This is a genomic window from Halalkalibacter urbisdiaboli (genome assembly GCF_002156385.1).
In the GTDB taxonomy this organism is placed as follows: domain Bacteria; phylum Bacillota; class Bacilli; order Bacillales; family Bacillaceae_D; genus Halalkalibacter_A; species Halalkalibacter_A urbisdiaboli.
In genome coordinates, this window is sequence record NZ_MVJM01000002.1 from 201,720 (window position 1) to 225,039 (window position 23,320).

20 protein-coding genes are annotated in these 23,320 nt (G+C 38.2%); 5 read left to right on the forward strand and 15 right to left on the reverse strand.

What is annotated here, in order from left to right:
- The first annotated feature begins 246 nt into the window (after positions 1-246).
- Positions 247-987, forward strand: a complete 741-nt coding sequence (nfsA, locus tag B1R93_RS08885) for an oxygen-insensitive NADPH nitroreductase (protein WP_088103628.1) — start codon at positions 247-249, stop codon at positions 985-987.
- A gap of 72 nt (positions 988-1,059) precedes the next feature.
- On the opposite strand, the gene B1R93_RS08890 is transcribed toward nfsA, so the two are convergent.
- From B1R93_RS08890 to B1R93_RS08920, 7 genes are all read right to left on the reverse strand, one after another.
- Positions 1,060-1,884, reverse strand: coding sequence for an ABC transporter ATP-binding protein (locus B1R93_RS08890; protein WP_245308248.1), 825 nt, complete (start codon positions 1,882-1,884; stop codon positions 1,060-1,062).
- Positions 1,885-2,126: 242 nt separating this feature from the next.
- Positions 2,127-3,131: a methylmalonyl Co-A mutase-associated GTPase MeaB gene (meaB, locus tag B1R93_RS08895; RefSeq protein ID WP_165763779.1), complete on the reverse strand. Its 1,005-nt coding sequence runs from the start codon at positions 3,129-3,131 to the stop codon at positions 2,127-2,129.
- A 79-nt stretch (positions 3,132-3,210) separates the two neighbouring features.
- A complete protein-coding gene (gene scpA / locus B1R93_RS08900) occupies positions 3,211-5,316 on the reverse strand; it encodes a methylmalonyl-CoA mutase (protein WP_088103631.1) in 2,106 nt (701 codons plus the stop codon).
- Positions 5,303-7,264 (reverse strand): methylmalonyl-CoA mutase family protein, encoded by a 1,962-nt coding sequence (locus B1R93_RS08905; RefSeq protein ID WP_165763780.1) that lies wholly within the window; start codon positions 7,262-7,264, stop codon positions 5,303-5,305. Before B1R93_RS08905 ends, scpA begins: the two co-directional genes overlap by 14 nt.
- Before the next feature lie 68 nt (positions 7,265-7,332).
- On the reverse strand, positions 7,333-8,868 hold the full coding sequence (locus tag B1R93_RS08910) for an acyl-CoA carboxylase subunit beta (RefSeq protein ID WP_088103633.1): 1,536 nt from the start codon (positions 8,866-8,868) through the stop codon (positions 7,333-7,335).
- Between the two features lie 232 nt (positions 8,869-9,100).
- On the reverse strand, positions 9,101-9,736 hold the full coding sequence (locus B1R93_RS08915) for a TetR/AcrR family transcriptional regulator (RefSeq protein WP_088103634.1): 636 nt from the start codon (positions 9,734-9,736) through the stop codon (positions 9,101-9,103).
- 200 nt (positions 9,737-9,936) lie between these two features.
- Positions 9,937-11,988 (reverse strand): flagellar assembly protein A, encoded by a 2,052-nt coding sequence (locus B1R93_RS08920; RefSeq protein WP_165763781.1) that lies wholly within the window; start codon positions 11,986-11,988, stop codon positions 9,937-9,939.
- 249 nt (positions 11,989-12,237) lie between these two features.
- Here B1R93_RS08920 and B1R93_RS22985 point away from each other — a divergent pair, with 249 nt between their 5' ends.
- Positions 12,238-12,411, forward strand: a complete 174-nt coding sequence (locus B1R93_RS22985) for a hypothetical protein (protein ID WP_165763782.1) — start codon at positions 12,238-12,240, stop codon at positions 12,409-12,411.
- A 236-nt stretch (positions 12,412-12,647) separates the two neighbouring features.
- A complete protein-coding gene (locus tag B1R93_RS08925) occupies positions 12,648-13,811 on the forward strand; it encodes an FAD/NAD(P)-binding protein (protein ID WP_088103636.1) in 1,164 nt (387 codons plus the stop codon).
- A gap of 67 nt (positions 13,812-13,878) precedes the next feature.
- Here B1R93_RS08925 and B1R93_RS08930 read toward each other — a convergent pair whose 3' ends face one another.
- Entirely contained in the window at positions 13,879-14,175 is a 297-nt protein-coding gene (locus tag B1R93_RS08930; protein WP_088103637.1) for an IDEAL domain-containing protein, read from the reverse strand.
- Positions 14,176-14,512: 337 nt separating this feature from the next.
- On the opposite strand from B1R93_RS08930, the gene B1R93_RS08935 reads away from it, so the two are divergent.
- Entirely contained in the window at positions 14,513-15,763 is a 1,251-nt protein-coding gene (locus B1R93_RS08935) for a hemolysin family protein (protein WP_088103638.1), read from the forward strand.
- A 54-nt stretch (positions 15,764-15,817) separates the two neighbouring features.
- Here B1R93_RS08935 and B1R93_RS08940 read toward each other — a convergent pair whose 3' ends face one another.
- Positions 15,818-16,039, reverse strand: coding sequence for a hypothetical protein (locus B1R93_RS08940; protein ID WP_088103639.1), 222 nt, complete (start codon positions 16,037-16,039; stop codon positions 15,818-15,820).
- A gap of 184 nt (positions 16,040-16,223) precedes the next feature.
- Between B1R93_RS08940 and B1R93_RS08945 the strand changes: the two genes are divergently transcribed.
- Entirely contained in the window at positions 16,224-16,598 is a 375-nt protein-coding gene (locus B1R93_RS08945; protein WP_088103640.1) for a YhjD family protein, read from the forward strand.
- Between the two features lie 5 nt (positions 16,599-16,603).
- On the opposite strand, the gene B1R93_RS08950 is transcribed toward B1R93_RS08945, so the two are convergent.
- The 6 genes from B1R93_RS08950 to B1R93_RS08975 all read right to left on the reverse strand — a co-directional run bounded on the left by B1R93_RS08950 (position 16,604) and on the right by B1R93_RS08975 (position 23,274).
- Positions 16,604-17,770, reverse strand: coding sequence for a cation:proton antiporter (locus B1R93_RS08950; RefSeq protein ID WP_207634142.1), 1,167 nt, complete (start codon positions 17,768-17,770; stop codon positions 16,604-16,606).
- Positions 17,771-17,773: 3 nt separating this feature from the next.
- Positions 17,774-18,265, reverse strand: a complete 492-nt coding sequence (locus tag B1R93_RS08955) for a cation:proton antiporter regulatory subunit (protein ID WP_088103641.1) — start codon at positions 18,263-18,265, stop codon at positions 17,774-17,776.
- A gap of 211 nt (positions 18,266-18,476) precedes the next feature.
- Complete coding sequence (cheY, locus tag B1R93_RS08960) at positions 18,477-18,839, reverse strand: chemotaxis protein CheY (RefSeq protein ID WP_088103642.1); 363 nt, start codon at positions 18,837-18,839, stop codon at positions 18,477-18,479.
- 43 nt (positions 18,840-18,882) lie between these two features.
- The gene (locus B1R93_RS08965; protein ID WP_088103643.1) at positions 18,883-19,326 is read right to left on the reverse strand and encodes a chemotaxis protein CheW; all 444 of its coding nucleotides are present in this window, start codon (positions 19,324-19,326) and stop codon (positions 18,883-18,885) included.
- Between the two features lie 21 nt (positions 19,327-19,347).
- Positions 19,348-21,396, reverse strand: a complete 2,049-nt coding sequence (locus B1R93_RS08970) for a chemotaxis protein CheA (protein ID WP_088103644.1) — start codon at positions 21,394-21,396, stop codon at positions 19,348-19,350.
- A 186-nt stretch (positions 21,397-21,582) separates the two neighbouring features.
- Positions 21,583-23,274 carry a putative bifunctional diguanylate cyclase/phosphodiesterase gene (locus B1R93_RS08975; RefSeq protein WP_088103645.1) on the reverse strand — a complete coding sequence of 564 codons (1,692 nt, stop codon included), beginning with the start codon at positions 23,272-23,274 and terminating at the stop codon, positions 21,583-21,585.
- Positions 23,275-23,320 lie beyond the last annotated feature (46 nt).

Sequence of the window (23,320 nt, forward strand, 5' to 3'; positions counted from 1 at the left end):
GCCCGATTTTGCACGCCTTGCTACGAGTGGTTTTTTCGTAGCAAGGCGTGCAACGTGCGAAGCCATTACTTCTTCTTTGAGTTACAAGAAGTAATTTTTCAGTGGCATCTGGTTTTTACCTTTTTCAGTGCCTTCAGGATAGAACCGGTTATGAAACCAGTTCTATCCTTTTTAGTTTGAATTCAAATGATTTGGGATATTAGCATTTCTATGTTTTAATGTTCATGATGAAGGGAGTGTTATAATATGAATGAAACAATTCGTACAATCAAACAACACCGCTCTTACCGTGCTTATCAAAATAAGCCAGTATCACATAACGAATTAGATGCGATTATCGAATCTGCACAATGGGCTCCTTCCTGGATCCACGGCCAGCAAGTAACAATCATATCTGTTAAAGAGGAGGACAAAAAAGCAAAATTAACCGAGCTTGTCGGTAACCAAGCACATGTTGCACAAGCTCCTGTGTTTCTCGTTTTTTGTGCAGACTTTTATAGAGCCTCTCTTGCTGGTGAAACTCAAGGAAAACAGCTTCAAGCATTAGAGGATATTGATGCGCTTTTAGTTGGGGCAACTGACGTAGGTCTCGCAATGGCCAATGCCATCACTGCAGCGGAATCCTTCGGTCTAGGTACGGTTCCAATTGGTGGGATTCGTCGTAATCCACTAGAAGTAATTGAGCTGCTTAACCTGCCCAAATACGTGATTCCTATTGCTGGACTTTGCCTCGGATATCCTGAGCATGATCCTGGTCAAAAGCCACGTATGCCAAAAGAATTGATTCACCATCAAGAGAGCTATCAGCAGAACGTGGGAGCGCTTCTCACTGAATATGATCAAACGATGACTACATACACGAAGGAGAAAACGGGGCAAGCAGCTTCCTGGTCTGAGCGCATTTCTAGCTTTTATGAAAAGCCTTATTATAACTCCATTGCAGATATGGTAAAAAGACAAGGATTTACTTGTAAAAATTTAAAATAATACGAGCATTTATAAGTGGTCGAATAAAGGGTGCTTTCAAGGACAAAGAACTCCTCGGAAGCACCCTTCTATTTAACCAACCGTTAAAGCCTCTCGCTTTGTTATTAAACAGCGCCCTTTTCCATGAGGAATACAAAGTGGTGTGCCAAAAAGTGGGTCGGTGGACACCTGACATTCCATATCAAACACATCTTTTACCATATTACAATTGATAACCTCCTCAGGCTTCCCTTGTGCAAACACCTTTCCATCTTTAATCGCAACAATGTTATGAGCATATCGACAAGCTAGGTTTAAATCATGTAATACCATTACTATCGTCCGTTGCTCTTGGTCGTTTAATTCAAACAATAAATCTAATATTTCAATCTGATGAGTCATATCTAAATATGTGGTTGGCTCATCTAAAAGCAATACATCCGTATCTTGTGCTAACGTCATCGCAATCCATGCCCGCTGACGCTGTCCGCCAGATAATTGATTAACAGGATGATTTTGCAAATCTGCTAGTCCTGTAGATTGAATAGCTTGATTCACTTTTTTTTCATCTTCTCTCGACCACTGCTTTAGCCAAGATTGATGCGGATAACGTCCGTGCTTCACAAGCTGATGAACGGTTAGCCCTTCCGGAGATACTGGTGACTGTGGTAAAATCGCAAGTTTTTTTGCCATTGTTCTTGAATTCATACTTGAAATTTCTTTTCCTTCTAATAAAACTGCACCAGAGACTGGTTTTAAGAGGCGAGCAACTGAACGTAATAACGTTGACTTTCCACATCCATTTGCACCGACAAAAACAGTGATCTCACCTTTTGGAATGTCTAAGTCTAGTTCCTTAATTATTAATGATTCCCCATAACCAAGTGACAATGATTGAACAGAGATAGTTTGTTGCACCTTTAACATCCTCCTATTTTACCTTTTGTCTCAACCTAAACAGAAAACGATATTCATTCTCAATTAAGTGTAAGGGAATATCTGATTACTGTCAATAAAAGAAAAGTAGGTGAACAAAAAGGCGAAAAACCTCATCCCGGTCACCTACATAAAAGACAACTATCTACAAGAGAATGTGAAAATAAGCTCTATCATTGAAGCAATTGAAAAAGGGAAAAGCCCCCTTTTTCAGTGCCCTCCTATCATTCGCCTTGTTGTCGTCGTTCATACTCTTTCAGTAATGTACTGGCAGCCTCTATTACTGTCTTTTTTTCCGATTTTATATCGTTATAAGCGTTAGGCAGTAGTTTTTTTACTTTCTCATCTTCGTAAAATCGTGAAAGTAACTCTATTTCTATTAATTCATTTAACCATTTAATCCATTGTTCTTTCCGTTTAGAAGCGAACTGATTTGTTCGTTTTAGGCTCTCAATATTATGTTTTATCGTATCCCAAAGCTCCGTGATTCCTTCACCAGTTAATGCAGAAACAGCAAGTGCTTTCGCATTTTTCCCTTTACTTATCGATAGCTTTAGCGTTTCGTTTACATGCTCTGTCAATTGTACCGCTCTTTCTATATTTTCACCATCAGCCTTAGTGACAGCTACCATGTCGGCTAATTCTATAATCCCCTTCTTTAAGTTCTGTAGATCATCACCAGCTCCAGTTATCATTAGTAGAATTAAAAAGTCAACCAACGCCTCAACCATTACTTCACTTTGACCGACCCCAACTGTTTCGATTATGACGATTTGATAACCAGCTGCCTCGCATACATACATTGATTCTCTCGTTTTTCTTGCAACTCCGCCTAAAGCTCCTCGTGATGCAGTCGGTCGAATATAAGAATTTGGGTGCTTCACAAGTTCTTCCATTCTTGTTTTATCTCCAAGGATACTTCCATAGTTAACCGTGCTAGATGGGTCTATTGCTAGAACGGCTACCTTATAGCCTTTTTCACATAAATAAAGTCCTAGCCTTTCAATTAGTGAGCTTTTTCCAACACCTGGCGCCCCTGTTATCCCAATACGAATTGATTGACCTGTATAAGGCATAAGTTCCGATAAAACGTGCTCAGCTATCATGCGATGATGTGCCGCGCCACTTTCAATTAAGGTAATCGCTTGTGCCAAAATTACACGCTCTTTATTTAAAACACCTTGAACATAATCGTCTACTGTCAGCTGTTTTCGACGAGGATACTCCATCATTCATCCTCCCACTTTTTTAAGAAAAGGAGAAATCTTTCTCACTGCTAATAATTTTTCTATTTATTCGTTATTACTCTTAGAACAACCTTTTTCCTAGTTCTTCTAAAATAGTTTTGGCGGCATCAGGAATGACCGTTCCCGGTCCAAAAATAGCGCTTGCGCCATGTTCATGCAGCCAAGTATAGTCCTGTTTCGGAATAACACCGCCAACAACTACAAGGATATCTTCCCTCCCGCTATTTTTCAGTTCACCTATCACTTGTGGAAGCAAGGTTTTATGTCCTGCCGCTAACGAGCTGATCCCTAATATATGGACATCGTTTTCAACCGCTTGTAATACAGCTTCTTTAGGCGTTTGAAACAATGGGCCAATATCTACATCAAAACCGAAATCAGCAAACGCCGTAGCAACTACCTTTGCCCCACGATCATGCCCATCCTGACCTAACTTTGCAATCATTATTCTTGGACGTCGACCTTCCTGTTCAGTAAATGACTGAGTTAATTGTTTAATGCTTTTAATCGCCAGCTGTTCCTTAAATTCCGATGAGTAAACCCCCATTATCGATTGATTATTAGCCTTAAAACGACCAACCACTTTCTCGTAGGCAGTAGTAATTTCACCTAGTGTAGCACGACATCTTGCTGCTTCTATAGCATAATCAAGTAAGTTTCCTTTATTTTGTTCTGCAGCATTTGTGAGTGTTAATAATGCTGACTCTACTTTTTTAAAGTCTCGCCTCTCTTTAAGCTGCTGCAAACGTGTGATTTGTGCTTCCTTTACTTTGGTTGGATGAATTTGTAAAATGTCCAACGGTTCTTCTTCACTTTCATGCTGGTAACAGTTTACTCCAACTATTCTTTCTCGTGTTGAATCAATCTGAGCCTGTCTTCTTGCGGCAGCTTCTTCAATGCGTCGTTTCGGTAGTCCAAGCTCTACAGCCTTTGCCATCCCACCTAGTGCCTCAATTTCCTCAAGATGTCCAGCTGCCTTTTCAATTAATTGCTCGGTTAACACTTCTAGATAATAGGAGCCTCCTAAAGGATCAACAACATCGGTTATTCCCGTTTCATGCTGTAAGAATAACTGCGTATTCCTAGCAATTCTTGCAGAGAAATCGGAAGGCAGTGCCATTGCTTCATCAAGAGCGTTTGTATGCAGTGATTGCGTTTGGCCAAATGCTGCTGCCATTGCTTCAATACATGTTCGGATAACATTATTAAACGGATCATGAGCACTTAAACTCCAGCCTGACGTTTGTGAATGAGTACGTAAAGCAAGACTTTTATCGTTTTTCGGGTTAAAATCTTTCATTAGCCTAGCCCACATAAGGCGAGCAGCACGCAGTTTTGCAACCTCCATAAAATGATTCATTCCAATTGCCCAAAAAAATGACATTCGAGGTGCAAACGAATCGATGTCTAACCCAGCATCAAGCCCGGTTTTTACATATTCCAGCCCATTTGCCAATGTGTAGGCTAATTCAAGGTCCGCTGTAGCACCAGCTTCATGCAGATGATAGCCTGAAACACTAATACAATTAAATTTCGGCATTTGTTTTGATGTAAATCTAAATATATCAGCTATCAGTTTTAACGATGCCTTAGGAGGGTAAATATACGTATTTCGAACGATATACTCTTTTAATATATCATTTTGAATTGTCCCCTGAAGCTGTTCCCTTTTTACCCCTTGCTCCTCTGCTGCCACAATATAAAAGGCCATAATTGGTAAGACTGCTCCATTCATTGTCATTGATACCGACATTTTATCTAATGGAATCCCCTCAAATAATCGCTTCATGTCTTCAACTGAATCAATAGCAACTCCTGCTTTCCCTACGTCGGCTTCTACACGTGGATGATCAGAGTCATAGCCGCGATGTGTTGCTAAGTCAAAAGCAATGGATAATCCTTTTTGCCCAGAAGCAAGATTCTGCAGAAAAAATGCGTTACTTTCTTCTGCAGTCGAAAAGCCAGCATATTGCCTAATCGTCCATGGTTTTCGTTTATACATTGCAGGATAAGGACCTCGAAAAAATGGTACCATTCCTGAAAGATAATCTAAATGTTTTAAGTCTGTGATATCATTGCAAGTGTAATACGTTTTTGGATGTACAGAATGAGTCTGAAGCTGTTTTAGGTTTGGAAAAGCAATTGTTGAAAAATCAGGTACGTTCATCACTACCCTCCTCAATCCACTCGAGCATTTCCGATAATAACTGAACAGCATTGGAGTATTTTGTTATAGACTCTTGAATCCCTACTACTTTTAATTGGTTGACTAACGAGCCAGTTGCACCAGTGACATAGATTTTACGACCTTTAGTCAATGGTGAAGCTTCTTTCATTTCCTTTATAAATGATTTATAGCTTTCATTCTTACCACACAATATAATTAAAACGTGGCTGGACATCTGCATAAAAGTAGCTGAATGCTTATGATTGATGACAACCTCAAATCCACCTGCACTCAGTAAATCATGGACAAATTCATACCGACTTTGTATTTCAGCTTTTTCATCAAGTAAGAGGAGTGAAGCATGTGGCTTCTTCCCGTTTTTCTTTTCGTAGGTTCTACTTTTCTCAATTAGTCTATCAAAGGACTGTCCCCAACTTCGAGAAGCGATCGGGGTAATCGTTGTTTGACAGCTAGAATGTCGTAATAACTTCGTAAGCTTTGAAAAGTATATACCCTTTTCGACTGCTTCTTCCACTTCATTGAATGTTTCAATGCTTTCATGAAACTCCACATTCAATGTTGGCTCCTCTACTTGAGCATTCGTCTGCCTATGAGCTTCTCGCTCTGTTTCGGTAACATACCGATTCGTTCCAATGATAATTTGCCGAAGGTGTTCTATGTCTGCCTGCTTTTTTTTCCACTCTTCATCAACCCATGCTTGCGGAATTCCTTTTTTGAGCGCAGTTGACATTCCCCCTTCCTTTTCAATGCTCTGAAATCGCCTCCACGCAGCTCTCGCCATATCTTCTGTTAACCTTTCTACAAACCATGCCCCTCCTATCGGATCAACGACGTGACCAAATTGTGCTTCTTCTCTCAATATTAATAACGTATTTCGAGCAATTCGTTGTGAAAAATTAGTCTTTTTCTTCACTTTTTTATCAAATGGTTCAATATGAATACTATTAGATCCACCCAGTAAAGCAGCAAAGGCCTCTGTTGTTCCCCTTAGTATATTGAGATAGGGATCGGACATCATTTGGGTAAAACTAGACGCTTCTGCGTGAATAAATATTTTTTGTCCTTCTTCTGTCGCTCCGAATTCCTTCATGATTGCTGCCCAAAGTACTCTAACACTACGAAATTTGGCAATTTCTGCAAAAAAATCAGTCCCTACCGGTATAGAAAACACAATGGAACGACCAGCATCAGTTGCTGTGACACCTCGCTTTATCAGCTCAGCCACATACTCAACACCAGTAGCTAATGAAAAGGCAATCTCATCAACAGGAGATGCACCACCGTTGTGATAGATATGACTATGGACTAGGACGGTTTTAACTTGTGGTATTTGCTCTAATGCCCACTTTACCCCCTTTGCCATTTCATCATAAAGCATGGGAAATGAACGGTCTACCACCCCAATTTCCACCAATTGCTGAAGAGGATCTTGTGCAACAATCCCTTTTAATGCACTAATAGATTCTCCTCTTTCCTTAGCCACCGACATCATCGCAGCAAGAATCGGTAAGAATTTCTCTCTCGTGTTGAAATGAATTGGCTTCGCTGTTAATGGAATGTCTCGAAACAATTCTCGGACGTCCCTTATATGATTGATGACATTCTTTTTTAAAGGATCTATATGATATACATCCTGCCCCTTTCCGAATGATTTTTTAGCTAATTTATTTATTTTATTCGCCGAGTTAGCACTTAGCTTCTGACTAATCAACCATTGATTTCGCCTCGAATCCGTTCCCCGTAAAAAAGGATACACTCCAGGGATTTGTTCATTCAGCTGTTGAAATCGTTTTTGATAAAGCGGTTGAATCACTAATCCTCCGGCCTTTTTTGTCAATAATGTCTCGATGCTATTCCCGTCTAATGATTTCAAAGCTTCTTGCTGCCACTCTTCAAAAGTCGGGACTGGAAACTCACAAAATGTCAAAAGGCGTTGCCTCGGTTTTTCCATTTTGACGCGGTAAAGTACCGCTCCCCCCTTCCTACTGTCATGGATTAAAGTGGCATATTCCCATGTTTTTTTGGTGGTAGCTGTTTCTTTTTAAAACGGAGGATGTCTAACGCATCGATAAGTGCTTTTCTCGTATCTCTAGGATCTATAATGTCGTCGACCATACCATTAGCTGCTGCAATATATGGATTTGCAAAACGGCTACGATATTCTGCAACCTTCTGAGCTCTTACCTTTTCAGGGTGCTTACTACTAGCTAGTTCCTTTGCGTAAATAATGGTAGCTGCTCCTTCGGGTCCCATAACGGCAATCTCAGCTTGTGGCCATGCATATACTAAATCTGCGCCAATTGCTTTTGAATTTAATGCGACATATGCACCGCCAAATGCCTTCCGCAAAATAACCGTAATCTTCGGAACAGTTGCTTCCGAGTATGCATAAAGGATTTTCGCACCATGACGGATAATCCCATTATGCTCCTGCTGTACACCAGGAATGAAGCCACTAACATCCTCAAATGTTACGATCGGTATATTAAAGCAATCACAAAATCTAATAAACCGTGCACATTTATCTGAGGAATGGATATCTAGTCCTCCTGCTAATGTTTTTGGATTATTTGCTACAAAACCAACTGTTTCTCCTTCCATTCTCCCAAAGCCAACGACAATATTTTTCGCAAACTTCGAATGAACCTCCATAAACTCCTTATCATCAACGACTTTGATAATTACATCACGAACATCATATATTTTTGTCCCATCCTCCGGGACAATATCAAGTAACTCATGTACCCGCTCCTCTCTTTCCTTTACCTCCATCGGCCCTACCTTAGATGCCTTCTCTTCAGAGTTCGAAGGAAGAAATTTTACTAGACGACGCACCTCTTTTAACACACTGTTCTCAGACGCTCCTAAAAAATGGGCATTCCCGCTAATTGAGGCGTGGACCTCTGCTCCACCAAGCTGTTCGCTGTTGATTTTTTCCCCAGTAACGCTTTCGATCACTTTTGGACCTGTAATATACATCTGACTTGTTTGTTCAACCATGAAAACAAAATCGGTTAACGCAGGTGAATAAACGGCCCCTCCTGCACACGGCCCCATAATAACGGAGATTTGTGGAATAACACCCGAAGCTATTGCATTTAGATAAAAAATCTGACCGTAACCATCAAGAGAAAGGACCCCTTCCTGAATTCTCGCCCCTCCTGAATCACTAAGACCAATGATGGGGGCTCTTGTATTTAATGCCAAATTCATAACATGAACAATTTTTTTAGCATGAACCTCCCCTAGCGCACCTCCAAAAACGGTAAAATCCTGGGCATATAAAAAAATTCTCTTTCCAGCAATTTTCCCATAACCTGTCACAACTCCCTCGCCAGGAGCAGAAGCTTTTAAACCTTCCATAAACGGGTTTAATTCAACAAAGCTCCCTTCATCTACTAGCAGATCAATACGCTCTCTTGCCGTATGTTTTCCTCGTTCATATTGATTTTGGATGCGGTCTGGCCCACCTCCTAGTTTTAACTGTTCACGACGAACTTCCATTTGATTAATGTGATCAAAGATATCCATAAATGTACTCCTCTCTTTACATATAAAATGTATGAAAATGAGGCCAACTTATATTCTTTGAAACAAATCAATGGTGAATCTATTTATTGAATTAAGAATAGGGTTAAAAGTAGGGTAATAGAATGCAAGAATAGGCAGAAGATGATTTGATAACGCTTTCATTAGTGTGGTTTGTAAGAGGTTGTTTATAGGGATGAGGATAACTTGACTTATTGTCAAGCTCCCCATTTGTTTATGAATCAACTTTTTCCTGTAAGAAAAACTTTTGATACTCTTCTTTAAGTAATGCCTCTTTTGTTAATACTGCATGCATCACAATATCAGCATATATAAGAGCAATTTCCTGAATAGAATATTTCCCGGTATCTTTATACCATTTATACGTCCAGTTTGTCATACCAAAGATAGCCATTGATGTAATTGGGATTGGAATTTCTTTTCGAAACTCTCCAGAAAGAACGCCTTCTTCAATAATCCGAAACATAATTTCCTTATAACGTCGGCGCTTAATTTTTATCGTATGAAAATATTCTTCACTTAAATACAAAGACTCCTGATAAAAGACAGTAACATGAGGTCTGAAGAGTTCAAACATCATCACAAAAGATTTAATTACTTCAAAGAGTCGTTCAGCAGGACTTTCATACCTTTCATAAGCATCCTGTGCTTTATCTAAGATATAGTTTATAAAAGAATCATGGATCGTGTAAAGTAGCTCATCCTTTGATTTGAAATTATGATAAAATCCACCCTTTGATGTCCCACTCGCTTGAACAATTTTATCAACCGTTACTGCATGAAAACCATTCTCTTCAAAAAGAAGGAGAGCGCTTTCAATGATTCTTTCTTTTGTAGATTTCTTGGACATGTAGTTCTCTCCCTTATCTTAAACAATACACTGAAAGAATAGTTAAAACCGACTAGTCAGTATTATTAGTTTATGAGAATTTTACGGAAAATTCCCACTATAGTCAATCATTTTTTTACTTTCATGCTGAGTAAGCGTTTCTTTACTCAGCATGAGGATAGTTAAGTGATAGAATCATAACGCTCTTATCCTATATTGTATTAATGTAAAAGCAATTTATGCTCCTTTGTTAAGCGAGCTTTTATATAATGAGTTTCCTTGGCAAAAGTATGGCTACGATTCCCTATTTGAATAATCGTATCCCCCATTGCCGTCTCAATTTCAATCACTTGGTCTGCTGGTACTTGAATTTTTGTTTTCACCCCTGCTTTAGAGCCAGTAACTTTAATTTTAGCCCCGAGGCCAGCATAAGCGTCTCCAGTCACGAAAACACCGTCAATTTCTAATACACCACCCGCATGAATCTTTGAGTTATATGCCCCTTTTCCTTTAATCATAATATTTCCGCTACAATATATTTCACTGTTTAAGGCGTAAGAACACGTAATACTCGCATTAGGCTCAGGTGGTAAAATACTTATTTCATATACATGCTTCACGAAACGGTTCATTTTTTCTAGGTCAGCGATATCTCGGAAGCCTTCGGGAGGAAGCAAAAGAAAGCCTGAGCGGAACCGGTTCGATAGCCCTACCCATTCATCATCTAATAAGGAGCGATGTTTCTTCACCTGTTCCACAAACTCTTTAATAAGATGATTAAAGCTGTTAAACTTCTGCTCTAACAATATTTTTAATACTGAGCTAAGTCCAGGATCACTAGTTTCTTCATTTTTAAACGCATTTACTTGGTAAATTTGTTTAATTGCACTTGTTATCATGATTAACTCCTGTTGAATCATTCCGAGCTTATGCCCTAATTTGGCAACAATCATATTACTTTTTCCTGCTTCAAGTTTACTATTAATAGCATTTTGCTCAATCTTAATCGAATTCCCCGACTGGATTTTAGCATTCATTACATTTTTTTTAATCCAGACATCACCATCTGTATCAATGAGCATATTCTCTTCTACATTTCCTAATACTTCAACGTCTCCGCTAAAATGAATATTCCCAGTTCCAATATTAACATCCCCTGAATGAATAAACTTCGGGAGGACAGATGCCCTAATCATTCGACCTTGCCGCTTAACCTCAGGTCTTCCTGAAACAGTGGCAATTAATTTATGATCTTCTTCAAGATACATTGCACCTTTACCTGTTCTCACGATAATAGGAACAGCTTCTTGAGCAGGAAGAACCTCTCCTAAAATACTTTTGCCATCCTTTCCTTTTAAAGGGGGTTCAATAATAGCAAAAACCGTTCCTTCATCAATTGTTGGGATAAAATTAGTCTCACGAAAATCTACACTGCCGTCTGAACGTTCCAACGGCTTTAAATTCTTTTCATCGACCTCTACAAGAAAAGATACCTTGCCATGCTCACCCTTTTCAGGTTCCTTCCCTGTAACAATTTGATAATGCCCTTCTTCAAGGGAGGCACATGCTCTTTCAATTAACTCTTGATCTATTCCATAAGTTACATTTAAATCATCTAATTTGGCTAAAATATCATTTTTTTTCAATTGTAAAAGTGGAAAGCTTTGACTCTCTGTCTCTAGCTTTATCTTCGTTGCAGGTGGATGATCTTTTAATTGGTATTGACGATAAAAACCAGGCTTCACATGTAGAGTTGCAAAACGATGATGACGATCTAATTCAATGGACCAAACCGTTTCCTCTCTTTCTTCATCAAGCTCGATGACCATTTTATCATCTTCTTTAACGATGCAACGGTCTGTAACTTCAATATCATTTCGGTAGACCTTCATATGAGCGCCTATTTCTATAACAGGATAATGTGACTCTTTATTTTGACAATATATTTCACCATGCTTAACCCAAGCAAGTCCAGCTAAATCATTTTTTTTCACATCTGCCAACTTCATCGTTGAAGTCTCGTCTTCGTCGACAATAATATCGATTAACTCGTCTTCAAAATCTTGAATGACGGCTGTAATTGCTTCATCAACATCCATTTTCGTTCGTGTAACTCGAACAAGAGCTGGTTTTACTCCCAAACCAAACATTCTCTTGCCACTATTTTCAATTACTTCAACTTCTACTTGCTCCTGAGTGGCACCAAGAAGATTCAATGCTAACTGCACCGCCTCTTCAATCGTTTTCCCTCGTGAAAGAATGCTTTTTGGCAAGCCCATCACCCCATTAGTCCGAATTTTTAGACTTTTTATCCAAGATTATAGTCCTATATTCTAATTGTATCTTCTGATTATAAGCTTGTCTATGCTTTCATCCGACAGTAAGTTGTTAATATCTACTAACTACGCAATAATCTACAAAAAGCAACTATTTCCGTGGAAATAAAAAAATAAATGATGAACCTTCTTATATAGAGGTCCATATAATAAATTGAAAACGTTTTTACGAGGAGGCTTGCGGAGATGAGCTTTCAGCCGGAAAAAGTTAAAAAATTGGTAAAACAAGATCGGTTTTTATCAATGACGTACGAAGAAATCATTCAAGATATACAAAACGAACATGAGGCATTGTACTATATTTATACGGTCTATATTCAAAAAGAACCCATTCTATTAAATGCCTATGATTTAGTATAAGATTTGACTTCCCATATCGGAAGTCTTTTTCTATTGTCGAAAAGCTACGTTAGCTTTCCTGTCAACCATTTCAGTCTTAATAAAACATTATAACAAGCCTTAAGAACTACAGACCATGAACCCACCTTTCCCTTTAATAGTCCCTCTTAAATTTCTAGCTGATTGCATGAAAAACATCTTTCGAGTATAATTTACAAAACGTAATGATTTCGCTTTGTTACTCAGGAGGTACATAAATGTTTAATTGGACGATTATCGGTGGCGGAATACAAGGAATGACTTTGGTAGCGTATTTACAAAAAAAGTTGAATATAAAGACAAGTGAACTTGCCATTATTGATCCTCACCAGCATCCCCTTTCGATGTGGAAAAGATGTACATCAAATATCGGCATGACCTATTTACGTTCCCCATCTATTCACCATTTAGATCCAAACCCATTTGCCCTAGAAATTTTTGAGAAATCAAAAAGAGGTAAAAATGAAACTTCATTTGTTCAGCCATATAGCCGCCCAAGCTTATCTCTTTTTAATATGCATTGTGAGCATTTATTCGAAACGTTACATGTAGCGGATTCCTGGATACAGGATCGAGTTCAAGGTATAGAAAAAAAGGTAAACGGTTGGGAGATTAAATTATCGAGTCGGAAAATCCTTACGAAACATGTTGTACTTGCGATAGGGCTTTCAGAGCAACCAGTTTGGCCTGCGTGGGCGGAGGAATTAAAAATGAAGGGGGCTAATATAAAACATCAATTTGAAGACTTGGATTCCAACCCTTCTGCCCCACTTTTAATTGCAGGTGGAGGGATTAGTGCTGCCCACTCAGCATTATTATATACCGAAAGCAACCCAGGCAAGGTAACGCTGCTTACTCGTCATCCATTGCAAGTATTTCAATTTGACTCAGACCCCGCTTGGCTTGGACCAAAAAAGATGAGGCTTTTTTTAAAAGCAGCTTATCAAAAGCGGCGTCAGTTCATTTCAGAGGCAAGGCATCGCGGCTCTATGCCAGGTGAAGTACGAGTGCGCCTTCGTAAAGCAGAATCTGAACAGCGCCTGGTAATAAAAACAGCAGAAGTGCAATCCACTTCCTTTAACAATCAGCTTATCACTTTGGTCTTTTCTGACGGTGAATCCTGGGAAGGAAAATCGATTCGTTTGGCAACGGGATTTCATACGAGTGCTCCCGGAATGAATTGGTTGATAAACGAGGAAAACGCAGCTTTCTTACACTGTCACACTTGTGGTTATCCGATATTAAATGATGCTACCCTTGAATGGGCCCCAAATCTTTACGTTATGGGAGCTCTCGCTGAACTCAGCTTAGGACCAGTTGCTCGTAACATTTCCGGAGCACGGCGTGGTGCCGAACGAATTATTCGTTCAATCAGTAAGTAAGCAATAAAACATCTGGCTTCATGAAGGGTGTCCTTATGCTTCTATTTATCAAGACACCCTTGTTATGTTATTCAAATGTAAGTAGCAGTTCAAAGCCATTTTCTGAAATAATTTTCCCTTGTTTATGCTTCGTTAACCACGAATTATAGGTCGTTGAATGCTTCTGAAATGCTTCTTTATCCTTAAGAATAAGCGCCTTATCAATATCTTCAAGGATTTTTTGCTTATTAAAATTATAGAGAGAGTATTCCAGAACAGCTTGCGCATACAAAGATTGGACCGTTGTTTCTGTACGTTTCTGTAAACTCCGAATCACATGTAGCTGACGCATGACATTGTTATCCATTGCAAATTGATTGTTCATCATATCCCCCCCAAAAAAGTTTCGCTACTTTTCTATACCCACTATTTATGCAACTCAAACGACTATTGCCAATATATTTCTGAAATTTTTTATTAAGTGACAAGATTTTAAATATGGGTAAAAGGGTATGATATTCTAGGTGTTTGACTTAATAGCTATATGAATATTATAGTTCTTTTTTTCTATAACAATTATTATGAAAAATATTCCCCATATTTCCTAAGTTCAAAAACCATACTTTGATTGTATTTTTAATTAATTTGGTCAAAATATAATTAGCGATTCCGAGTGGGGTGATTAGATCCGTTTTCCTCCCTCTCTAGGAGTGTGATAGTTCGTGGATACGATTCCTTTAAGTATGATAAGCCTTTTTCTTCTGTTATTACTGCTTTCTGCTTTTTTCTCTTCAATTGAAACGGCTTATTCTAGCGTAAATAAGATTCGTTTAAAAAGCTATGCAGATGAAGACCGCCCTGGAGCAAGAAAAGCTCTATATATTACTGATAACTTTGATAAGGCTCTTTCTACAATTTTGGTCGGCAATAACCTTGTAAACATAGCTGCGGCAACGATTTCAGCCCAGCTTGCGACAGAGCTCTTCGGGCCGAGTCGAGGCGTATTTATTAGTACATTTGTTGTTACAATTCTTGTACTAATATTTGGAGAGATTATGCCAAAGTCATTCGCTAAAGAATATGCGGAGTTAATGGCACTTAAAGTTTCCGGAACATTGCTGTTTTTAATTAAGATTCTTTCACCTTTAACCTGGTTATTTTTACAACTAAGAAAAGGCATGTCTTTACTCGTAAAAAATAAAGAGCAAATCCCCTCTTTTACAGAAGATGAATTGAAAGTGATGTTAGATTTAAGTGAAGAGGAAGGGGTTCTTAACAAAAAAGAAAAAGAGCTAGTACATCGTTCATTAGACTTTGATGACATCATCGTTGGTGAAATTTTAAAACCGCGAATCGATATAGTCGCCATTGATATTGACCAGTCAATAGAGGAAATAAAAACAACTTTTTTTAAAGAACGATATTCGCGTATTCCAGTGTTCGATGGAAGTATTGACAATATTATTGGGATTTTATCAGAGCGTGATTTTCTTACAGCTCTTATACAAAAAGAGCAAGTTGACATCCAACCGTTATTACGAGAACCATTACTAGTTGTAGAATCCATGAAAATTTCGTCACTTCTCCCTGAATTACAAAAGAATAAAATTCACATGGCTATTGTCATTGATGAATATGGTGGAACAGCTGGATTAATCACCCTTGAAGATATTTTAGAAGAAATTGTCGGCGAGATATGGGATGAGCATGATGAAACCGTTAAATTAGTTCGACAAATCGATCCTGAAACATATCTATTTAATGCAGATTATTCCATTGATGATTTTGCTAAGGTGACGAACGTTCATATCCCAGAAACCTCTTATCATACACTAGGAGGCTGGTTAGTTGAAGCCTTTCAACGCATTCCGTCCTCAGGTGAAGAAATCCAGTATGAACATTTGACACTAAGAGTCGTTGAGGCCGAAAATAGGAGAATTCGTAAGGTGAAAGTAAAAATGGCTTCCTTGTAACCGTATAAAAGGGGTGACCAGGATATTATTTAACGCTTCGGTCCCCCTTATTTTCTACTCATTATTAGCGCGTTCTATACTGTCAATTTCGTATAACTTTAAATGGATGACTTCTTTGCGATCATCATCATAAACAAGCAACGAGCCATTCTGCTCATCAAAAAGAATCAGTCTACAAAAAATTATCGTACTCCCGACTTTCGGCTCTACCCTCACAACCTTTAATAAACAATTGGTCTCTTTCCATTCCTTAAATTTTTTAATTAGACTTTTCAATTGTTCTCTCCCCTCTTTTTCATCTACTTTTAAATGATGTCCAGGTAAGCTTTAATCCTTACCAAATATAAGAAAATAATCAAGGACCATCGATCAATTGAATGATTGTTTTTTAATCATAAAAAGAGTATACTTATAACAAACATATGTTCGTATTTTTTTGCAGGAAGGAGTAAAGCCGTTGATGCTGACTAAAGAAGAGCAAGCTGTGCTTCGTCACTATATCATTATATCTATTGCTAGAAAAGCCTTAGAGAAGGATTTATTTTTATTAGAAAAGACGCCTTTAAAGCTGCAAGGTACATACCTCGAACTTGTTCGGAAAACTCTTGAGCAAATTAGTAAAGAGATGGCGTTAATAAAACGATATATGAAATTACATCAAATGAAAATAGAAAAACAGGAAAGCGACGGTTTCTTTAGTACATATGCTTACTGGTGTAGAGGATATGAAGGAGTTAATCGGATTCTAAATACTCATCTAAAACAGCAAGTAACAAACTACTTAATGAGATTTTTCACGTTTGAAAAAAGCCGTCTATCTCAACTAGACGGCTAACCTTGTCAACCAGGCATTTTAACCTTCTCTTTAGTCGACTTTTGACCATACAAGAGTTTGGCTATTCTTGGTGCAAATTGAAATAATACGATCCCTATCATTGCAGAGGCAAGAATAAACACACTGCTAAATGTTTTATAAACTCCTGTAGCAAGAGCTGCAATAATAATTGAAAACTCTCCCCGTTGTGTTAAACTTAAACCAGCACGTAGCGAGACACGTTTTGATAATCCGTACCACTTTCCTCCATACACCCCAACAATGATTTTTGCAATAATCGACCAAACTAATAAAACAAGTAATAGCCTAACATAAGGTATGCCTTCTTCTAATGAAATCGTTGTACCGAAGTATAGAAAAAAGAGCGGCAACAGTAAATCACGAACAGGTAGAATAATAGATTCAAGCTGATGAGAGCGACGAACTTCTGCTATAATAATCCCCGCTAAAAAAGCACCGAGTACCTCTGACAAATCTAACCATAAGGCTAGACCACCATATGAGAGTGCTAAGCCTATAATAAAAAGTACAAATACATCTTTCTCCATGTGTCGGTCAAAAAATGTCCCTAATCGGCTAAATACGAAACGTCCAATCATGATAGCTCCGAAAGAAAGCAACACTACTTTACCAATTAACAACACCATTGATGAAGCTGTTACATCATCGCCTGATGTTAATCCAACTAAGATTGCCACAAGTATTGGTGCCACTAGGTCTTCAAATATTAACAATCCTAGTATGAATTCCGATTCTGGATTGGCCATTCGTTTCGAACTCTCAAGCAATTTAGCGGTAATGGATGAACTTGTTGCATAGAGGACTCCGCTTATGATGAGTGCTATGACAATCTCCAATCCCATGAACCAACAAATGAGAAACGTAATGCCTAAATTTAAAGCTACATCAAGCGTCCCAGCAGGTGTCACCTTTTTGGCAACAGTAGCTAATTGTTTAAGTGGAAATTCCATACCTAATAAGAAAAATAGAAGGACGATACCTATTTCCCCAGCAAAGTGCAATAAGTGTGAATCAGTGAGAAATCCACCTAAGACAATTCCCAACAAAATATAAATAATCACTTCAGGTACTTTAAATCTCATTCCAAGAAATCCTGTCAGAAATAATAAAAGGAGAATAATTCCCGCACTAAGCATTTCCGGAAATTCCAAGGACTACACCGCCTCTCCCTCACAAAGACGTTCGAATTCATCAATTTGTTCACTTTTTCCAATTGCCATAATTGTATCCCCAACCTCAAGTTTCTGATCTGCCTCTGGGCTAGCAATGACCTCTCCTTTTCTGAAAATCCCAACTACTGATACCCCAGTACGTTTACGAATTTCAGATTCTTCTAAGGTTTTACCTACAACTGGAGATTCTTTCTTAATTTCAACCCATTCCATAACAATTTGACTTCTAAAAATCTTCATTTTGTCGTTATCAACAGGTTGAAAGACAGCTCCAAGTAGCTGAGCACCTAATTCTCGCGTTTCATCCCCAGTTAAGTCCATTGAGAAGTCGGCTTCGTCATCATCCGCATCCTTGAAAAAATAGAGTTCCCGCTTTCCTGTATGATGAACAATAAGGCAAATCATGCTTCCTTCAGCTGTTAGAAACGATATTTTTTTACCTATTCCCGGTAAATCGGCCATTTTTACATTCATTGATAGTCTCCCTTTCCTTTGTTTTCGGGCTCATCTTTACTATTTTCTACAAACGTACTTTCCATCCTCTACAAATGATAAAATACAACAACTCTGTATTACTCTATTCAACCTCTACACGCGTTGTAGACGTCCAAACCCTTATTTTTATCTTTTTAGATAAATTTAAAAAACAATCACTATCCGTTTAACGAATAGTGATTGTCCAAAATTATTGTCCTAACACCTTTTTGATGGCTTCTAATACACGATCTGCTTGAAAAGGTTTAACGATAAAATCCTTAGCTCCTGATTGAATTGCATCAATAACCATTGATTGTTGCCCCATTGCAGAACACATAATGACCTTTGCCCCGCCATCTATTTGCTTAATTTCCTTAAGGGCTTGAATACCATCCATTTCTGGCATCGTAATGTCCATTGTTACTAAATCAGGCTTGAGTTCTTTATATTTTTCGACAGCTTCAGCCCCGTTTGCTGCTTCACCTGCAATTTCAAACCCATTTTTTGATAAGATATCTTTAATCATCATTCGCATAAATGCTGCATCATCTACAATCAAAACCGATGCCATGAAATCACCTCTTCAACCTTTTTACTCCATTATCATACCATGTTTATTCTTGAATTACCTTTTCTAAATTCAATAAAGTAAATAATCGATTATCTAATTTTACGACACCTCGTAAATATTCAGCTTCCACTCCACCAACCACTTCAGGCGTTGGTTCAATTTTTTCGACTGGAATATCAATGACGTCATTTGCCCCATCAACGATAAAACCAATCTCTATGTCATCCTTTGAAAGAACAAGAATGCGAGTAGCCTCATCAAATTCTTTATCCTCAATCCCAAATCGCTTACGCAAATTAATAATCGGTGTGATGACACCACGTAAATTCATAACGCCTGTTACAAACGGGTATGTTCTTGGGATTCTCGTCACAGGCTGCATCCTTTCGATCGATTGAATATAATCAACCTCGATAGCATACTCCTGATCTTTCAATTGAAAAACTATCACTTTAATGTCTTTTTTTATCGCGGTTTCATTTGACAACGTGCTCGGCCTCCCCGTTGTTTACTTAATCAATGCATTTGTATCAACAATTAGTGCTACTTGTCCATTACCTAAAATTGTCGCACCTGAGATGGCGAAAACATTCGTTAAGTAATTACCAAGTGATTTCAAAACAATATCATGCTGGCCAATTAATGAATCAACAACGAGTCCTGCCACTTTGTCTCCCTTATGGATAATGACAAGCGAATAAAACTCTTCCTCTTCCCTTTCTCCTGGAACAGAGAAGATATCTTTTAAGAAGACGAGTGGAACAACTTTGCCACGGAAATCAATCACTTTTTGATTATGGGCGCTATAAATCTCTTTCTTATTAACAATTGCTGTTTCAACAATTGACGACAGCGGAATCGCATACTTCTCTTCGCGAACCTCAACAAGCATAACGTCAATAATTGATAACGTTAATGGCAATTGAATTGAGAAAACAGAGCCTTTACCTAACTCAGAATTCACAGTTACGACTCCACCTAGGGATTCAAATGTAGCACGAACTACATCTAATCCAACTCCACGTCCAGATACATCTGTAATTTTCTCTGCTGTACTGAAACCTGAAGCAAAGAGTAAACCAAACACTTGCGAATCGTTCATCTTTTCTGCTTCTTCTTCTGAAACAACACCGTTTGATATTGCTTTTTTCAATACTTTTTCACGGTCAATCCCTGCACCATCATCTTCAATTTCGATATACACATTGTTTCCACTGTGATAGGCCTTTAAGATGACTGTGCCTTCTTCAGGCTTACCTAACTCACGACGTCTTTCAGGTGTTTCAATGCCGTGGTCAATGGAATTTCTCAATAAATGCACAAGAGGATCACCGATTTCATCAATAATCGTTCGATCAAGCTCTGTCTCCGCACCAAGAATTTGTAAATTAACTTTCTTGTTTAAATCTTTTGAAAGACTACGAACCATTCGTGGGAAACGATTAAACACTTGCTCAACTGGCATCATTCTCATATTTAAAATGATTTCTTGTAAATCACCTGAAATTCGTGACATCCGTTCAACCGTCTCATTTAATTCGTTATTTTGTAAATCACTGGCTATTTGCTCAAGACGGCCACGATCAATAACTAGCTCTTCAAATAAATTCATTAAAACATCGAGGCGTTCAATGTTTACACGAATGGTTTTATTTAATTCATTTCCTGATTTTTTTTGTGGAGGAGTTGCTTTATCCTGCTTATTTGCTGCAACAGTTTCGTTCTTTTTTTCAACTTTTACTACCTCTTGCGTTTCTGCTTCTACTTTCTTTAACATTGATACATCAATTTTTTGAGCAATAACATTGGTAATCTCTGAAACTTTTAAAATTCGTTGTTTAATTTCCTCTCCATCAACATTAGAGATAATCGTAACAAGGAAGTCTTGGTCAAACTTTTCTTCTTCCAAGTGTTCCGCAGATGGAGTAGATTTAATAATCTCCCCAACCTGTTCTAACACCTCAAAGACCATAAATACTCGTGCAGCCTTTAACATTGCCCGCTCATCTAAAGATACTTTAACTTGATACGCATTAAATCCTTGTTCAAATGACTGTTCAAGAACAGTTCGTTCAAATTCATCGTAATCCTCTTGGAGGTGATCCTCCGGATGAACAGAACTCACTTCATTTTCTTGGAGCGGTTGAGTACTCTCTTCTACAGTTTTTACAGGGGATTCCCCTTTTTCAATCCGCTCTAATTGAGCAACAACTTCGGAAACGTCGCGTTTTCCGTTTCCACCACCTGCTATATCAGTGACCATTGACTCAAGGTCATCAACAGCAGTGAAAACAACATCTAATACTTCTGAAGTTGCATTTAGCTTATGGTTTCGAATCATATCGAGCACATTTTCCATGTTATGGGTCAAATGTGCTAAATCTTCAAATCCCATTGTAGCAGCCATACCTTTTAGTGTATGGGCAGAGCGAAATACTTCCCCTACGATAGATAAGTCATCAGGGGCTTGTTCTAATTTTAATAAATTATCATTAATCGCTTGTAGATGCTCCTGACTCTCATCAAGAAACACATCCAAATATTCTGAATTAATCAAGATCCATGTCACCTCGATGTTTATAAATTCACCCACATTTACTTTCAACGATTCTGCTTAAGTAGAAGAATTCATTTCTTTCATCATAGCATATTTTTAATAAAGAATAAGTATTTCTTCATAGGAAAGTATAAATAGTTTTCGTTAAAATCGATTTCTAGTATTTTTTTTGGGGGGCATTCCCAATTATTGTTGAAGCTTCAAAAATTGCTCATAATGCTCAATTGATAGCGGCTCGGAATGTAGAAAGCCTTGAATCCGATCACAGCCTTGATTAGCTAAATAGTGAAGCTGTTCTTTTGTTTCTACCCCTTCTGCAATAACAAATAGCTTTAATAAGTGGGCTAGATTAATAATCATCGCAATAATCTCTTCACTATTTTGCCCCTTTCCAATTCCTTGAACAAATGACTGATCAATTTTCAACTCTTGGATTGGAAGCTGACTTATATATTGTAGAGAGCTATAACCAGTACCAAAATCATCAAGACTTATATGAATTCCTAGCTGCGTTAACTTTGTTAAGACACCTAATGTTCGCTCAATATCAATCGCTACACTCTCTGTGACTTCCAAATCTAAATACTCTGGTGGTAAGCCCGTTTCTTCTAAAATTGTTTCAATGAAATGAACAAATCTTACTTGTAAAAATTGTCGTGATGAAATATTAACAGACATCGGAACATTAGGATAACCAGCATGAATCCAACTTGCCTTTTGTTTACAAGCCTCTCTTAGAATCCAATCACCTATTGGAATGATAAGACCTGTTTCTTCTGCAATCGAAATAAAACGACTTGGACTAAGCAAACCATTGTCAGGGTGATTCCATCTTACTAATACTTCTTCACCACAAAGCTTCCCAGTACGTGTATCAAATTGCGGTTGAAAATACAGCTTAAACTCATTACGTTCTAACGCCTTACGAAGGTCGTTTTCAACATTAAACAGCTTTGAAATATCCTCGTTCATATTACGATTGTACAGTTCAAAGCCATCACTTCCATTTGCCTTTGCTCGATACATCGCTGCATCAGCAGAACGGATCAGTGATTCAGCGGTAGAGCCGTTGTCAGGGAAAATAGCAATGCCGATACATGCAGTAATTGTAAATTCATAGCCATCGACTATGAGTGGCTTGCGAATGATTTTTAAAATTCTCTCAGCCACATCAGTAGCCATCAACGGCGAGGTTAATTCGGGAAGATAAACGATAAATTCATCTCCCCCCATTCTTGCTAATACATCCTTGCTACTGAGCCCTTTTTTTAAACGTTCGGCAATCATTTTTAATGCGTGATCACCAAAAAAATGCCCAAGTGTGTCATTTACTAACTTAAAACGGTCCAAGTCAATGAACAGTACTGCTATCTGTTGTTTCACCTTTTTAGCTTGCTTAATAGCCACTTCTAAAGAATCAAGAACATAGCGTCGATTCGGTAGTTGTGTGAGCGCATCCTCATTCGCTATCTTACTTATTTTTAGTTCAGCAAGCTTACGTTTCGTGATGTCCTGTGCAATTCCAATTACCCCTTCAATGTTCCCATCAATTTGATTAGGCATGAGGGTGACATTGGCAAACAAACTCTGTCCAGTTTGATGCATTAACTCAATTTCAAACGTATTAGCCTCTCCATTAAGAGCAAGCCTAAAATTTTGTCGTGCTAACGGTCGTTCCTCAACATTCACTAAATTTTCAAAGTTCATTTTCAAAAGAACTTCCTCGGGTTGCCCGGTGATGTTCGTCGTCGCTGGGTTAACGTGCAAAAATGAACCTGACCGAGTGAGAATAAATATAGCATTCGGATTAAAGTGAACCAAGGATTGATACTGTTGCTCACTTTCCCTTAACCGTTTTTTCAATTCAGATAGCTTCATAGGCGCTTCATCACTTTCCCTTATCAAAGTTCTTTTCGTGATTCAA

Coding starts and splice junctions, on each gene's coding strand:
- nfsA (WP_088103628.1), top strand. CDS start 247: ATGAATGAAACAATTCGTACAATCAAACAACACCGCTCTTACCGTGCT.
- meaB (WP_165763779.1), bottom strand. CDS start 3,131: ATGGAGTATCCTCGTCGAAAACAGCTGACAGTAGACGATTATGTTCAA.
- scpA (WP_088103631.1), bottom strand. CDS start 5,316: ATGAACGTACCTGATTTTTCAACAATTGCTTTTCCAAACCTAAAACAG.
- B1R93_RS08910 (WP_088103633.1), bottom strand. CDS start 8,868: ATGGATATCTTTGATCACATTAATCAAATGGAAGTTCGTCGTGAACAG.
- B1R93_RS08915 (WP_088103634.1), bottom strand. CDS start 9,736: ATGTCCAAGAAATCTACAAAAGAAAGAATCATTGAAAGCGCTCTCCTT.
- B1R93_RS22985 (WP_165763782.1), top strand. CDS start 12,238: ATGAGCTTTCAGCCGGAAAAAGTTAAAAAATTGGTAAAACAAGATCGG.
- B1R93_RS08925 (WP_088103636.1), top strand. CDS start 12,648: ATGTTTAATTGGACGATTATCGGTGGCGGAATACAAGGAATGACTTTG.
- B1R93_RS08930 (WP_088103637.1), bottom strand. CDS start 14,175: ATGAACAATCAATTTGCAATGGATAACAATGTCATGCGTCAGCTACAT.
- B1R93_RS08945 (WP_088103640.1), top strand. CDS start 16,224: ATGCTGACTAAAGAAGAGCAAGCTGTGCTTCGTCACTATATCATTATA.
- B1R93_RS08955 (WP_088103641.1), bottom strand. CDS start 18,265: ATGAATGTAAAAATGGCCGATTTACCGGGAATAGGTAAAAAAATATCG.
- cheY (WP_088103642.1), bottom strand. CDS start 18,839: ATGGCATCGGTTTTGATTGTAGATGATGCAGCATTTATGCGAATGATG.
- B1R93_RS08975 (WP_088103645.1), bottom strand. CDS start 23,274: ATGAAGCTATCTGAATTGAAAAAACGGTTAAGGGAAAGTGAGCAACAG.